This window comes from Pseudomonas sp. UMAB-08, assembly GCF_900095225.1.
Classification (GTDB): domain Bacteria; phylum Pseudomonadota; class Gammaproteobacteria; order Pseudomonadales; family Pseudomonadaceae; genus Aquipseudomonas.
In genome coordinates, this window is record NZ_LT607421.1 from 23,891 (window position 1) to 37,427 (window position 13,537).

Genomic DNA, 13,537 nt, shown 5'->3' on the forward strand with positions numbered 1-13,537 from the left:
CACGCTTCTTGCTCATAAAGTGGCCGATTATAACCACACACAGCCCTGGACGACAGGCAACAGTCCGAGGCAAAACGCAAGCAGTCGGCCTTCAGCCCGAAAAACCGACGATTGCCCCCCCTCTAACCCCTTACATAATCGCCTTGCGAGCGAAGTCCTTCAGGCGAAAGCCAAGCAACAGCAACGCGCCGAAATAGACCGCGACACCCGCCGCCACCAACGCCCCAAGGCGGATAAGGCGTTCAAGCATGTGCCCTTCATCCCACGCCGGCATGACGTGCATCAGGCCGAGCAACACGCCGGACATCAACAACACCGCAACGACCAGCTTGAATAGAAATTTCGTCCAGCCTGGCTGCGGCTGAAAAAGTTCCTGCTTGCGCAGCTGCCAAAACAACAGCCCGGCATTGATGCAGGCGCCCACGCTGATTGCCAGTGCCAGCCCGGCGTGCTGCAGCGGGCCAATGAATGCGAGGTTGAGCAACTGAGTGACGATAAGCGTGAAGATCGCGATTTTCACCGGGGTGCGAATATTTTGTTGCGCATAAAACCCCGGTGCCAGGACCTTGATCACAATGATGCCCAGCAGCCCTACTGAATAGGCGATCAATGCACGCTGAGTCATGGCGGCATCCAGAGCATCGAATTTGCCGTACTGAAACAGAGAAACCGTGAGCGGCTCGGCCAGAATCCCCAACGCCAGGGTGCACGGCAAGACCAGCACGAAGCACAGACGCAGACCCCAATCGAGTATCCGCGAATACTCTTGACGGTCTTTGCTGGCGTAGGTTTTCGACAGGACCGGCAGCAGGATGGTGCCCAGCGCCACGCCAAGGACGCCGGAAGGCAACTCCATCAGGCGGTCGGCGTAGTACATCCAGGACACAGAGCCGGCAACCAGAAACGAGGCAAAAATCGTGTTGATGATCAGGGATATCTGACTGACGGAAACACCCAGAATCGCTGGCAGCATCTGCTTCATGACACGCCAGACACCGCTGTCGTGCAGATTAAGGCGCGGCAGGACCAACATGCCGATTTTTTTCAGGTGTGGCAGCTGATACAGCAATTGCAGGAGCCCACCGGCCAGCACTGCCCACCCCAACACCATGACCGGCGGATCGAAATACGGCGTCAGGAACAGCGCAAACCCGATCATGGCGACGTTAAGCAGGGTCGGAACGAAGGCCGGCACTGCAAAGCGGTTCCATGTATTGAGGATCGCCCCTGCGAGCGATGACAGGGAGATGAGCAATATATAAGGAAAGGTCACTCGCAACAGATCGGTGGTGAGCGCGAATTTTTCCGGCGTATCGGCGAAGCCGGGGGCGGTTACCCAGATCACCCAAGGTGCCGCGACGATCCCCAGCAGCGTAACCAGCGCCAGCACCAGGGTCAGCAAGCCACTGACGTAGGCAATCAGCGTGCGCGCCGCCTCCTCGCCTCGCTGGCTTTTATATTCGGCCAGAATCGGCACGAAGGCTTGAGAGAAAGCGCCTTCGGCGAAGATCCGGCGCAACAGGTTGGGCAGCTTGAAGGCGATAAAAAAGGCATCCGTCGCCATTCCAGCACCAAAAGCACGCGCAATAATCGTGTCCCGCACAAAGCCCAATACGCGGGAAAGCATCGTAATAGAGCTGACGGCGGCTAATGATCGAAGTAGGTTCATTGAAAGAGTTGTGCGCCTTGGCTAAAGGACGGGCCCTTAAGCTGCCCGTTTATGCGATACTCCGCGCCGCAGCAGCACAGAGCCAAAGTCCGCGAGTTTACAGGTCGTACGCTGGAAATAAATAACCCGGCGATATACCAGTACCACTCAGCGGAGCGCATCATCTGCCCTTGACAAGACATCAACTCGTCGGCATGATTCGCGGCCTTATTTGTTTGCTATTTCACAAGTCTTTCGAGGAGCTCGACGGTGGCCAACACACCTTCCGCCAAAAAACGTGCAAAACAGGCTGAGAAGCGTCGCAGCCACAACGCCAGCATGCGTTCCATGGTTCGTACCTACATCAAGAATGTAGTTAAGGCCATTGACGCAAAAGACGCTGAAAAAGCGCAAGCTGCTTATGTTCTGGCTGTGCCAATCATCGACCGTATGGCCGATAAAGGCATCATCCACAAGAACAAAGCTGCTCGTCATAAGAGTCGCCTGAACGGCCACGTCAAGGCTCTGAACCTTGCTGTAGCTGCGTAAGCGATAAGCTTGTTAAAAAACCGACCCCAGGGTCGGTTTTTTATTGTCTGCGATTTGATCAGCACACCGAACATTTGCAGGAGTGACCGGAACGCGCAGCCTAGCCTTCACAGACAAAACTACACGCCTTGATCTCTCTTACAGGACGAACGTCAGGCGCACCTTCAAGGCGCGCTGTGTGTCCACGGCAAAATCGGAATAGCTGTCACCGCATTCTGCGGGCTGCCTTCGATGATTCGGTCGCTATAGACCAAATACACCAGCGTATTGCGCTTTTTGTCGAAGAAGCGAACGACCTGCATGGTTTTGAAAACCAGCGAGGTGCGCTCTTTGAAAACCTCTTCGCCATCCCTCAACGGCTCCTGGAAGCGAATCGCCCCCACCTGCCGGCACGCAATGGAGGCTTCAGCGCGATCCTCTGCCAGACCCAGACCACCTTTCAACCCACCAGTCTTGGCGCGGGACAGGTAGCACGTCACACCTTCGACTTTCGGATCATCGAATGCCTCGACCACGATTCGATCATTGGGCCCGACAAACTTGAACACCGTCGACACCTGACCGATTTCTTCGGCCGAAGCCAGCAAGGGCAGCGCCAACAGTACGCCCAACACGCCTTTTATTACTCGCATCACACCTTCCTGCTTCTTAATAGGGGCCGGGTCGCAACCGTTCACACCAGAATCAGATTATCCCGATGCACCAACTCCGGCTCAGCCATATAGCCCAATACACGGACGATGGCCTCGGATGACTGGCCGATGATTTTTTGAGCCTCTAGCGCACTGTAGTTGCTCAAGCCTCGAGCAACCTCACGACCATCCGGCGCGACGCACACCACCATTTCACCGCGACGGAAGCTGCCTTGCACCAGCTTGACGCCCACCGGCAGCAAGCTTTTGTTGCCTTGCGCCAAAGCGACCACCGCACCCGCATCAAGCACCAGGGTGCCGCGCGTTTGCAGATGCCCAGCCAGCCATTGCTTACGCGCAGCCAGCATTTCCCGCTCAGGTGACAGCAGCGTACCCAGCCGCTCGCCAGCTTTAAGTCGCGCCAGCACACGCTCAATACGCCCACCAACGATAACGGTGTGTGCGCCGGAACGTGCAGCCAGACGCGCCGCACGCAGCTTGGTCTGCATGCCACCACGACCCAAAGCGCCGCCGGTACTGCCCGCGACAGCGTCCAGCGCCGGATCGTCGGCACGCGCTTCGTGAATCAGTTTCGCATCAGGATTGTTCCGCGGATCAGCATCGAACATGCCGTCGCGATCCGTGAGGATCACCAACAGATCAGCTTCAACCAGGTTTGCCACGAGCGCCGCCAGCGTGTCGTTGTCACCGAAACGGATCTCGTCAGTAACCACGGTGTCGTTTTCGTTGATCACCGGGACCACGCCCAGCTCGACCAAGGTGCGCAACGTGCTCCGCGCATTCAGATAGCGCTTACGGTCGGACAGGTCGTCGTGAGTCAACAGTATCTGCGCGGTATGGCGACCATGCTCGGCGAAACTCGACTCCCACGCCTGCACCAGGCCCATCTGGCCAATCGCAGCAGCGGCTTGTAACTCGTGCATGGCCGTGGGTCGCGCTGTCCAGCCCAAACGGCTCATGCCGGCAGCGACAGCCCCGGAAGAAACCAGTACCAGTTCGACGCCCGCCTCGTGCAACGCCACCATTTGCTCGACCCAGACACCCATTGCCGCCCGATCCAGACCCTTGCCATCAGCGGTCAGCAAGGCACTGCCGATTTTCACGACCCAGCGCTGGGCACCCGTCACTTTGCTGCGCATCATCTTCCAACCTTAGCCAGAGAATTTTGGTTAATACAAATCCTAGATACTAAAACGCCGCTATCAAAGCGGCGTTTAGTTTACTGCACCCGATCAGTCACGGACGTAAATGATTTCCGGACCATCTTCATCGTCCTCTTCATCATCGCCCCAAACATCTTCTTCGGCATCATGCACGCTCTTCACGCCGCTGCGGCGCAGAGCACGCTGATCGTCCAGCGCTTGCAGCTGCGCACGCGCCTCGTCTTCGATGTTCTGATCCAGCTCGGCCAGTTCACGGGCGAACGCCGGATCTTCAGCGATACGCAGGTTACGTTCTTCGAGGTAACGCATGATGTCGCGGCTAAGCTGCTCGGTGCCCTGCTTGGAGATCGCGGAAATGACGTAGACCGGACCGGTCCACTCCAAACGATCCACAATTTCCTTGACCCGCTCTTCGTGCTCTTCTTCGAGGATCTGGTCGCACTTGTTGAGTACCAACCAACGGTCACGCTCAGCCAGTGACGGGCTGAACTTGATCAGCTCGTTGACGATGACTTCAGCCGCGTCCGGTGCGCTGGTGTCATCCAGCGGCGCCATGTCGACGAGGTGCAGCAGCAAACGCGTACGCGCCAAGTGCTTGAGGAAGCGAATCCCCAGGCCAGCACCGTCGGAAGCGCCTTCGATCAAGCCCGGAATATCGGCTACCACGAAGCTCTTCCAGCGATCGACGCTGACCACACCCAGGTTCGGAATCAACGTGGTGAACGGATAATCCGCCACTTTCGGCTTGGCCGCGGACACAGACCGGATAAAGGTACTTTTGCCCGCGTTTGGCAAGCCCAGCAGACCGACGTCCGCCAGCACTTTCAATTCCAGCTTGAGGTCACGCTGATCGCCGAACTTGCCCGGCGTGGTCTGACGTGGCGCACGGTTGGTGCTGGATTTGAAACGGGTGTTGCCCAGGCCGTGCCAGCCACCGCTGGCCACCAGCAAGCGCTGACCGGCCTTGGTCAGGTCACCAATGATTTCCTGAGTAGCCGCATCGATCACCGTGGTGCCGACCGGCACACGCAGCACCATCTCTTCGCCTTTCTTACCGGTGCAGTCTGCGCTGCCGCCGTTGGAACCGCGCTCAGCATCGAAGTGCCGGGTGTAACGGTAGTCAACCAGGGTGTTCAGGTTTTCGTCGGCGATCATGTAGATCGAGCCGCCATCACCGCCGTCGCCACCGTTAGGGCCGCCGTTTTCGATGAATTTTTCCCGACGGAAGCTCATGCAACCGTTGCCACCATCACCTGCTTTTACTCGAATCGAAACTTCATCTACAAACTTCATAACGCACGCCTCCCGCCACAGGGACGAGCTGAAAAACACAAAGACATAAGACTCTTGCAAAAATGAGCGTTGCGATACCGATCAGAAACCAGCGACCCCAAGGGTCCACATCACAACAGCCCGCACAAACAGTTTTGCGAGAGACTCACCTACATCTACAAACAAAAAAGCCCCGTCGCAAGACAGGGCTTTTCCAGCAACCACGTAATTATGCCGCGACGACTACTGCAGCTGCAGTCTTCGGAACGATGCTTACGTAACGACGACCGAAGGCGCCTTTAACCTGGAACTTGATCACGCCTTCCACTTTCGCGAACAGGGTGTGATCTTTACCCATGCCAACGCCGTAGCCAGCGTGGAATTGGGTGCCGCGCTGACGCACGATGATGTTGCCCGGAATGATTGTCTGGCCGCCATACATCTTGACGCCAAGACGCTTGGCTTCTGAGTCGCGACCGTTACGGGTACTACCACCAGCTTTTTTGTGTGCCATGAGTTCAATACTCCAAATAGAGGATTAGGCTGAATTAAGCCTGAATACCGGTGATTTTGATCTCGGTGTACCACTGGCGGTGGCCCATACGCTTCATGTGGTGCTTACGACGACGGAACTTGATGATGCGGATCTTATCGTGGCGACCTTGGGAGATCACCTCAGCGACTACAGTGGCGCCAGGAACGACTGGAGCGCCGATGCTGACGTCGTCGCCGTTGCCGATCAACAGAACACGATCAAAAGTCACGGATTCGCCGGTAGCGATTTCCAGCTTTTCGATCTTCAGGTATTCGCCCGGGGCGACTTTGTACTGCTTGCCACCGGTAACAATTACTGCGTACATGGTATTTCTCCGTTAATCCTGCTCACCCAGCTCTTTATAAGTAGAGTATTGGCTGGCATGGCTGCATTGGGCTGGAACGGCCCGTTGCAATTGCGTAAGGCAGGTGCTGCCCAGGAAAGTTAGGGTGCGCGATTGTACGCAAGGCGCAAAAGCGATGCAAGTGCCTAATCAGCATACCTTGACAGGGTAAGGCCCTAGACCTAGCATGCCGCGCAACCCTTTTGGAGCGCCTGTCGCTGATGCAACCCCAAGCTTTCTACCGCGCGGTGGCGGACGACTTTAGTGCCGTTGACGTCATTATCAAAAAGCAGCTGGCGTCACGCGTGCCGTTGGTGTCGAAAATCGGCGACTACATTACCTCGGCCGGCGGTAAGCGCCTGCGCCCTCTATTGGTACTGTTGTGCGGCAAAGCGCTGGGTCGCGAAGGCGATGACCTGCGTCTGCTGGCCGCTACCATCGAGTTCCTGCACACCGCCACCCTGCTGCACGACGACGTGGTCGACATGTCCGGCATGCGCCGTGGCCGCTCCACTGCCAACGCCTTGTGGGGCAACGCGCCCAGCGTGTTGGTCGGTGACTTTCTGTACTCGCGCTCTTTCGAGATGATGGTTGAACTGGGCTCGATGCCCGTGATGAAAATCCTCTCCAAGGCCACGCGCGTCATCGCAGAAGGCGAAGTGCTGCAGCTGTCGAAAATTCGCGACGCCAGCACCACTGAAGAAACCTACATGGAAGTGATTCGCGGCAAGACAGCCATGCTGTTCGAAGCCTCGACTCACAGCGCTGCAGCCTTGTGCGGCGCCACCCACGAGCAAAGTGAAGCCCTGCGCACGTTCGGCGATCACTTGGGCGTGGCCTTCCAGTTGGTCGACGATCTGCTGGATTATCGCGGCGATGCCGAAACCCTGGGCAAAAATGTGGGTGATGACCTGGCAGAAGGCAAACCAACCCTTCCGCTGATCTACACCATGCGCGAAGGCACGCCAGAACAGGCTGCACTGGTGCGCCAGGCTATCCAGAAAGGTGGCCTCGAGGACCTGGAAAGCATTCGCGAAGCCGTCGAAAACGCGGGTGCCCTGGATTACACCGCGCAACTGGCCCGTGATTACGTCGCCAAGGCCATTGCCTGCCTTGATGTGCTGCCAGCGAGCGAATACCGCGATGCGCTGGTTGAACTGAGTGAGTTTGCGGTCGCGCGTACCCACTGACACACAGCATCAGCTCATTTGCAGACACGTCAGCTCCAGAATCGCGTACACCGCGATAGGTGCACCCGGCACAGATCATGTGCGGGAGCTGGCGTGTCTGTGAAAGCGACCTCGCTGACACCCCTCCAAACAAATATCCAATAGTCCCTTGCTATTATCTTAATAAGAATTATTCTCATCTAAACCCGAAAAGGAGATGAGACATGACTTATGTGATTGATGCATGGCTGGACCGCCCACACCCTTATCTGCGAATCCTCCATCGTGAAACGGGGGAAGTTTGTGCAGTACTGGAAGAGGAAGCGCTGGACGAATTGCGTGATCAGGGAGATCTGGACGTTACGGGGCTGAGTTCGAGCGAACCCGGCGTGCTGAAGGAGATGGTGCGAAACCTGTTTTTATTTTGCTATGCGCGGGCGCTACGCCCTGCCGGTGAGCTGCACTGAACATGCGCGCTGAGCACACCCTACCTGCCTGTCATGGTTGAACGGACCAGGACGATCCGTTCAGCCATCATCTGCTTACAACGCTACGATTACAGAACGTCCAGCAGCTCGACGTCAAATACCAGAACGCTGTGTGGAGGAATGCCGCCGACGCCTTGTGCGCCGTAAGCCAGTTCGCTCGGAACGTGCAGACGCCATTTGCTGCCGGCGTTCATCAGTTGCAAGGCTTCAGTCCAGCCGGCAATCACGCCACCGACCGGGAATTCAGCAGGCTCGCCACGATCGTAAGAGCTGTCGAACACAGTGCCGTCGATCAGCGTGCCGTGGTAGTGAGTACGAACCTGATCTTCGCGCGATGGCTTGGCGCCTTCACCGGCGTTCAGGATTTCGAATTGCAGGCCCGAGGCCAAGGTTGTAACGCCTTCACGCTTGGCATTCTCAGCCAGGTAAGCCAGGCCAGCACCCGCGGCTTGTTCAGCCTTGGCCGCTGCTTCTGCCTGCATGATTTCGCGGATGACTTTGAAGCTGGCAGACATTTCGTCCTGACCTACACGGCTTTCTTTGCCGTGAAAGGCATCGTTCAGGCCAGCCAGGATCGCGTCCAGGCTGATGCCCGGTGGCGGGTTATCACGCAGCTGGTCACCCAACTGACGGCCAATACCGTAGCTGACGCGGGTTTCGTCGGTGGACAAGTTAACTTCGGACATAACACTGCTCCGCTGAGGGGGCGCCTGGAAAAGGCCGGACGTGGGCACGCTGAGCGGCTAATCCACGGCTCGCCTGAAGACGCCCCGAACCAAAAGGGCAAGCAGCCTAGCACAGATGAGCAAGCGCTCCCTACCCGCAGGTATCACCACGCAGAGTGGAAGGCGATCGGCACACTCAGGGGTTGTTCGTCGACATTGTGCAGACCGCACATTTCGTCGTGAACCACGGCATGCACCAGATTGAACGGCACCTTTGGCAAGGCGTGCAGCAGATCCCGCGCGTGCTCCACGGAGCGCAAGTGCAGGGTTTTGCCGTTCAGGTCATTGAGCGGGTACGCCACGCCACGTACGCGGGCCTCCAGCAAATAGATACCCCCTTCCATAGAGATCAGATTCAATTCATCCACAAGCCCTGCATGGGCAAAAGCGGTCAGTTCCTGGAGATTCATGAGAAGGTCCTGTCACAGCTGTACCGATAAGTCGAAAGTATAAGTCTTGTACAGGACGGCGAAATCACAACCTGGAAACGGCACCGCCCGTCCATTTCCTCTCCGAAGAGCGTAATGGCCGGGCGGCTGATGGTCGGTGATCAAAGCGCTTAGTGCTTGGTCAGCTTGTCCAGGTAGCCCATGGCGAAAGCCGAAATAACGAACGTCATGTGAATGATCACGTACCACATGAGGTATTGCGGCTCGATGTTCTTCGCATCCATGAACACCCGCAGCAGATGGATCGAGGAAATGGCCACGATCGACGCCGCAACTTTCATTTTCAGCGAGGTGGAGTCCATCTTGCCCAGCCAGCTGAGCTTTTCCTTGTCCTCAGCGATGTCCAGTTGCGAGACAAAGTTTTCGTAGCCGGAAATCATCACCATGACTAACAAGCCGCCGACCAGCGCCATGTCGATCAAGGACAGCAGAACCAGGATGAGATCGGATTCGGCGAGGGAGAAAACATTGGGAATAACGTGAAAGACTTCCTGGAAAAACTTCAGCGCCAGGGCCAGTAAACCCAAGGACAAACCAAAGTAGATCGGCGCCAGCAACCAGCGCGAGGCGTACATCGCATTCTCGAAAAAGCGTTCCATTAATACTCACAAGTGGTTAAAAAATCGTCGCGAGTATATCAGTGGCCGCTTGTGCGAAATGGTTGATAGGTACTGTAGGAAAGGTCCACGCGAACAAAACTGTAACCAAACATGTACAAGCAGAGAGCACCCAAGGGCGCTCTCTGACACACATTGAAAACAACAGCACCCGACAAGAACGAGTAGCAAACCTCGTCAGCGCCGCGCACTCAAAACGGGGACATTCGCTGACAACGCGAGCCTTCTCCGTTTATGCGACGCAACTCGCCTTGCAGGTGCACCTGCCAAATGGGGACGTCTTCGGCCACCTGATAGCCGTGCAACGTCAGGCTTTCGGCGATGGCCATCAATACCGTTTCAGCGGCCAGTGGCCCATGGAAAGGCCCTTGAGCCTTGAGTGCGGAGGGTTGCTCGTCTGACATGCCGGCGGCGAACAGTAACGTCCACATACCGTTATCTCCTGAGAGCGGGCGAATCACACATTCGATACGGGTGACCAGACCCAGACATTGGCGGGTAAGACAGAGGCTGCGCGACATGGCGAGCTCCTCGATAGATACAGTGTTCGCCCCTCAAACCGCAGGAAGGAGCGCGTCAGTCCTTTTGACAACTGTGATATCTGTCCAGAGTAGAACAAAAGCAGAATTCGAAAAGTACCCATCGTGACTGGGCGCCGAATGGTCATGCCACCCCTGCGGCGCCCTGCCCTTTCAGTCCGCTTTTTTTGCCAAGGCCTTGAGTTCCGGCTGCAACTGCGCCGGTTCTTTCCCCAGGTCCTTGAGCTCTTCATCACTGAGTATCTCGGCGATGTCCCGCAAACGCTCAACCACACGGGCGTTTACACTGCCTTCCGGGAACTGACCGTCTTCGTCTGGCGCTCCGGCAGGCTCGCCAACCAACAGGCTCAACGCCTCGTCAGCCTGACGCACCGCGTACACATGGAACTGCCCGGCACGCACGGCTTGCAGCACACGCTCGTCGAGCATCAGGGTGGCCACGTTCGCCTGCGGAATGATTGCACCCTGCTCGCCAGTCAAGCCACGCGCCTCGCAGAGACGGAAGAAGCCTTCGATTTTTTCGTTGACCCCGCCCACCGCCTGCACTTCACCAAACTGATTGATCGATCCGGTAATGGCGAAACACTGCTTGAGCGGTGTTTTCGAGAGTGCCGAAATCAAGGTGCACGCTTCGCCCAGTGACGCACTGTCGCCATCCACATAACCGTAGGATTGCTCCAGAGCGATGCTCGCGGAAATCGCCAGCGGGAATTCCTGCGCGTAGCGGCTGCCCAGATAGCCCGTGAGAATCATCACCCCCTTGGAGTGGATCGGCTGACCCAGGTTGACCTCGCGTTCGATGTCGACGATACCGCTGCCTCCGGGATAAACCGTCGCCGAAATCCGCGCCGGTACGCCAAACGCCGAGTCGCCGACTTCCAACACCGTCAGCCCGTTGCACTTGCCCACGGCCGCACCGGCGGTGTCGATCAGGATGATGCCCGCGAGCATGTCGTCGAGAATCCGCGCCGACACCCGGCCCGTGCGCGTGGCCTTGGCCTTGAGCGCGCGCTCGATGTGCCCGGCATCGGTCTTGTCGTCATTGGCCAGTTGGCGAATGAAATCCGCCTCGCTGACCAATTGGAACAGGTCACCGATGCGCGCCGATAACCGGCCCTGATGTTCAGCCAGTCGGGCGCTGTACGTGGCCAGGCGGGCGACAGCGTCAGCGGTCAACGGCGCCATGCCTTCTTCGGAGGTGCGGGTTTTGAGCAACTGGGCGAACTGCTCCAGCGTCTCGTCGCCCATCGGGATGTCTTCATCGAAATCCACCAACACCCGGAACATCTCCTGGAAGTCCGGATCGGCGTCTTGCAACGCGTAATACAGTGAACGTGCACCGATGATGATGACTTTGACCTGTAGCGGGATCACTTGCGGGGTCAAGGTCACCGTCGCCAGACGACCCAACTCGCCGAGTGGCGATTCCATTTTCAACTTGCGCGATTGCAAGGCGCGCTTGAGCGCATCCCAGACAAACGGCTCGCTGAGCATTTTTTCGGCTTCGAGCACCAGAAAACCACCGTTGGCCCGATGCAGTGCACCGGGGCGCAATTGACGGTAGGTGGTGTATAGAGCGCCTTGATCGGTGCTGTATTCGATGCGCCCGAACAGGTTGTCGTAGGTCGGATGCGGCTCGAAAATCACCGGCGCGCCCGAATTGACCGGGTGGTCGACCACCAGGCTCGGGCAGTACTGTTCTTCGAGCAGCTTACGCGCCTCGGCGTCGGTCTTGCTGTCGTCGACCAACTGCTCGACCACGGTTTTCAGCAGGTAGACCTGCACCCCTTGCAGGTAAGCACAGACCCCGGCGTTCTCGTCGTACTTCTCGGACAACGGTGCCAGCAGCGGCTGCAAGGCCAGGGTGATGGTTTCTTCATTCAACTGACGCATCTGGTTGCTGGATTCACGCTTCCATTGCGGCAGGCTGGCCAGTTCCTCATTGAGGCGCTCTTCCAGACCGGAAATATCGGTATGAAAACGCTCGCGATCAACTTCAGGCAGCTGCGAAAACTCGGCCTCGTCCAGCGCCTTGCCTTCGCTCATCGGCGTAAAGGCAATGTTGGTGCTGTCGCGGTAGAGGGCGACTTCTTTTTCCAGGGCCAAACGCTCGATAACGTCCAGCGCGCGGTCATAACGTTGATTGAAAGCGCGGTCGATGGCGCTTTTTTTCTGCTGGTACGACGGGTGTTCGAACACCGCCGGGAAGGTCGCCAGCAGGTTATCGATCAGGCCATTGATGTCCGCAATGAACGCACCCGCGCTGCCAGGAGGCAACTCCAGTGCGCGGGGCTCGCGAGGCTCATCGAAATTGTTGACGTAAACCCAGTCCGACGGCGTCTCCATGCGCTTGCCTTCGGCCTTGAGGTAGCGCTTGACGAAGGAGAAGCGGCCGGTACCGGGCTCACCCATCACAAATACGTTGTAACCGGGGCGCGGCATGGCCACGCCAAACTGTAAGGCTTCGACTGCTCGCTCTTGGCCGAGCACACCGCGAAAGGGTTCCAGATCATTGGTTGTCGTGAAGCTGAACTGTTCAGCGGAGAAAGGACGTGTCAGCGCTTCAGGCGCAAGACGCAAGCTGGCAGCAACAGGATCGGGCATCGGACATCCTTACATCGAGCGGGGCAGATAGCGGCATTCTGGCGCTCGCTGTACCCCGCTGGCAAGGCACGGTGCGGCCGATTTTTTTGCACATAACCCTTCACTCTCCTTAATGGGAGAAAAGTCTCCAACCCTATAACAATTTGCAATAAATCACGGAACCCTTGGATCGTGCCTAAACTCCAACTTGCGCGGCCAGTCATAACAACTCTGGCTTGCCCTGGCGCAATGACCGGCCAGGAACCTTGACCCTTGGTTGATCACAAAAGAGACTAAAGCTATGAAACGGATTCTTCTTGGTACTCTCTTCACCGTCGCATCCCTCAACGCCATGGCCCAAGCGCCAGGCGGCCCGGATTGCGGCTGGGGCAACATGCTGTTCGAAGGCCAGCGTGGAACTCCAGCCCACTTTCTGGCTTCCACCACCAACGGCACATCGGGTAACGCCACCTTCGGCATGACCTCCGGTACGAATGGCTGCTCCACCAACGCGGCGTTGACCTACGGCGGCAAATCCTGGCTTGCCATGAACGGCATGATGGACGAGCTCTCCAAAGACATGGCCATGGGTCAGGGCGAAGCGCTGACCACGTACGCGGTCGTGTTGGGCGTTGCACCGCAAGACCGTGCGCATTTCGCCGCAGTCACCCACGAGCACTTCCAGCAAATTTTCAGCAAAGCAGACACGACCGCTGAAGATGTCCACAACAACACCCTCGCGGTGTTGAAAAACGACCCTCTTCTGGCGAAATACGCAACTCAGGCTTAAGCTCGCACCGCCTG

General features: G+C 57.4%; 15 protein-coding genes. 4 read left to right on the forward strand and 11 right to left on the reverse strand.

Annotated elements, in window-relative coordinates:
* Nucleotides 1–130: 130 nt before the first annotated feature.
* The gene (gene murJ, locus K0F75_RS14680) at nucleotides 131–1,669 is read right to left on the reverse strand and encodes a murein biosynthesis integral membrane protein MurJ (RefSeq protein ID WP_219062598.1); all 1,539 of its coding nucleotides are present in this window, start codon (nucleotides 1,667–1,669) and stop codon (nucleotides 131–133) included.
* Nucleotides 1,670–1,918: 249 nt separating this feature from the next.
* On the opposite strand from murJ, the gene rpsT reads away from it, so the two are divergent.
* A complete protein-coding gene (gene rpsT, locus K0F75_RS14685) occupies nucleotides 1,919–2,197 on the forward strand; it encodes a 30S ribosomal protein S20 (protein ID WP_219062599.1) in 279 nt (92 codons plus the stop codon).
* Nucleotides 2,198–2,361: 164 nt separating this feature from the next.
* Here rpsT and K0F75_RS14690 read toward each other — a convergent pair whose 3' ends face one another.
* The 5 genes from K0F75_RS14690 to rplU form a co-directional block, all read right to left on the reverse strand.
* Nucleotides 2,362–2,829 (reverse strand): CreA family protein, encoded by a 468-nt coding sequence (locus tag K0F75_RS14690; RefSeq protein WP_219062600.1) that lies wholly within the window; start codon nucleotides 2,827–2,829, stop codon nucleotides 2,362–2,364.
* Nucleotides 2,830–2,870: 41 nt separating this feature from the next.
* Nucleotides 2,871–3,989 (reverse strand): glutamate 5-kinase, encoded by a 1,119-nt coding sequence (proB, locus tag K0F75_RS14695; RefSeq protein WP_219062806.1) that lies wholly within the window; start codon nucleotides 3,987–3,989, stop codon nucleotides 2,871–2,873.
* A gap of 93 nt (nucleotides 3,990–4,082) precedes the next feature.
* Nucleotides 4,083–5,306: an Obg family GTPase CgtA gene (gene cgtA, locus K0F75_RS14700; RefSeq protein WP_219062601.1), complete on the reverse strand. Its 1,224-nt coding sequence runs from the start codon at nucleotides 5,304–5,306 to the stop codon at nucleotides 4,083–4,085.
* Nucleotides 5,307–5,514: 208 nt separating this feature from the next.
* Nucleotides 5,515–5,799 carry a 50S ribosomal protein L27 gene (rpmA, locus tag K0F75_RS14705; RefSeq protein WP_219062602.1) on the reverse strand — a complete coding sequence of 95 codons (285 nt, stop codon included), beginning with the start codon at nucleotides 5,797–5,799 and terminating at the stop codon, nucleotides 5,515–5,517.
* Nucleotides 5,800–5,833: 34 nt separating this feature from the next.
* Nucleotides 5,834–6,145, reverse strand: coding sequence for a 50S ribosomal protein L21 (gene rplU, locus K0F75_RS14710; protein ID WP_219062603.1), 312 nt, complete (start codon nucleotides 6,143–6,145; stop codon nucleotides 5,834–5,836).
* Nucleotides 6,146–6,384: 239 nt separating this feature from the next.
* Here rplU and K0F75_RS14715 point away from each other — a divergent pair, with 239 nt between their 5' ends.
* Both K0F75_RS14715 and K0F75_RS14720 read left to right on the forward strand, forming a co-directional pair.
* Entirely contained in the window at nucleotides 6,385–7,353 is a 969-nt protein-coding gene (locus K0F75_RS14715) for a polyprenyl synthetase family protein (protein ID WP_219062604.1), read from the forward strand.
* Nucleotides 7,354–7,556: 203 nt separating this feature from the next.
* Entirely contained in the window at nucleotides 7,557–7,799 is a 243-nt protein-coding gene (locus K0F75_RS14720; RefSeq protein WP_219062605.1) for a hypothetical protein, read from the forward strand.
* 89 nt (nucleotides 7,800–7,888) lie between these two features.
* Here K0F75_RS14720 and K0F75_RS14725 read toward each other — a convergent pair whose 3' ends face one another.
* From K0F75_RS14725 to K0F75_RS14745, 5 genes are all read right to left on the reverse strand, one after another.
* Nucleotides 7,889–8,506, reverse strand: a complete 618-nt coding sequence (locus K0F75_RS14725; protein WP_219062606.1) for an FKBP-type peptidyl-prolyl cis-trans isomerase — start codon at nucleotides 8,504–8,506, stop codon at nucleotides 7,889–7,891.
* A gap of 143 nt (nucleotides 8,507–8,649) precedes the next feature.
* Nucleotides 8,650–8,955 carry a DUF6482 family protein gene (locus K0F75_RS14730; RefSeq protein WP_219062607.1) on the reverse strand — a complete coding sequence of 102 codons (306 nt, stop codon included), beginning with the start codon at nucleotides 8,953–8,955 and terminating at the stop codon, nucleotides 8,650–8,652.
* Nucleotides 8,956–9,104: 149 nt separating this feature from the next.
* Nucleotides 9,105–9,593 (reverse strand): TIGR00645 family protein, encoded by a 489-nt coding sequence (locus tag K0F75_RS14735; protein WP_219062608.1) that lies wholly within the window; start codon nucleotides 9,591–9,593, stop codon nucleotides 9,105–9,107.
* A gap of 209 nt (nucleotides 9,594–9,802) precedes the next feature.
* A complete protein-coding gene (locus K0F75_RS14740; RefSeq protein WP_219062609.1) occupies nucleotides 9,803–10,132 on the reverse strand; it encodes a hypothetical protein in 330 nt (109 codons plus the stop codon).
* 171 nt (nucleotides 10,133–10,303) lie between these two features.
* Complete coding sequence (locus K0F75_RS14745; RefSeq protein ID WP_219062610.1) at nucleotides 10,304–12,754, reverse strand: Lon protease family protein; 2,451 nt, start codon at nucleotides 12,752–12,754, stop codon at nucleotides 10,304–10,306.
* Between the two features lie 280 nt (nucleotides 12,755–13,034).
* Between K0F75_RS14745 and K0F75_RS14750 the strand changes: the two genes are divergently transcribed.
* Complete coding sequence (locus K0F75_RS14750; RefSeq protein ID WP_219062611.1) at nucleotides 13,035–13,523, forward strand: DUF3015 domain-containing protein; 489 nt, start codon at nucleotides 13,035–13,037, stop codon at nucleotides 13,521–13,523.
* The last annotated feature ends 14 nt before the right edge of the window (nucleotides 13,524–13,537 follow it).

Excerpts from the sequence above, each read along its gene's own strand:
- murJ (WP_219062598.1), bottom strand. The coding sequence starts at position 1,669 with ATGAACCTACTTCGATCATTAGCCGCCGTCAGCTCTATTACGATGCTT.
- K0F75_RS14690 (WP_219062600.1), bottom strand. The coding sequence starts at position 2,829 with ATGCGAGTAATAAAAGGCGTGTTGGGCGTACTGTTGGCGCTGCCCTTG.
- proB (WP_219062806.1), bottom strand. The coding sequence starts at position 3,989 with ATGCGCAGCAAAGTGACGGGTGCCCAGCGCTGGGTCGTGAAAATCGGC.
- cgtA (WP_219062601.1), bottom strand. The coding sequence starts at position 5,306 with ATGAAGTTTGTAGATGAAGTTTCGATTCGAGTAAAAGCAGGTGATGGT.
- rpmA (WP_219062602.1), bottom strand. The coding sequence starts at position 5,799 with ATGGCACACAAAAAAGCTGGTGGTAGTACCCGTAACGGTCGCGACTCA.
- rplU (WP_219062603.1), bottom strand. The coding sequence starts at position 6,145 with ATGTACGCAGTAATTGTTACCGGTGGCAAGCAGTACAAAGTCGCCCCG.
- K0F75_RS14715 (WP_219062604.1), top strand. The coding sequence starts at position 6,385 with ATGCAACCCCAAGCTTTCTACCGCGCGGTGGCGGACGACTTTAGTGCC.
- K0F75_RS14720 (WP_219062605.1), top strand. The coding sequence starts at position 7,557 with ATGACTTATGTGATTGATGCATGGCTGGACCGCCCACACCCTTATCTG.
- K0F75_RS14725 (WP_219062606.1), bottom strand. The coding sequence starts at position 8,506 with ATGTCCGAAGTTAACTTGTCCACCGACGAAACCCGCGTCAGCTACGGT.
- K0F75_RS14730 (WP_219062607.1), bottom strand. The coding sequence starts at position 8,955 with ATGAATCTCCAGGAACTGACCGCTTTTGCCCATGCAGGGCTTGTGGAT.
- K0F75_RS14735 (WP_219062608.1), bottom strand. The coding sequence starts at position 9,593 with ATGGAACGCTTTTTCGAGAATGCGATGTACGCCTCGCGCTGGTTGCTG.
- K0F75_RS14740 (WP_219062609.1), bottom strand. The coding sequence starts at position 10,132 with ATGTCGCGCAGCCTCTGTCTTACCCGCCAATGTCTGGGTCTGGTCACC.
- K0F75_RS14745 (WP_219062610.1), bottom strand. The coding sequence starts at position 12,754 with ATGCCCGATCCTGTTGCTGCCAGCTTGCGTCTTGCGCCTGAAGCGCTG.
- K0F75_RS14750 (WP_219062611.1), top strand. The coding sequence starts at position 13,035 with ATGAAACGGATTCTTCTTGGTACTCTCTTCACCGTCGCATCCCTCAAC.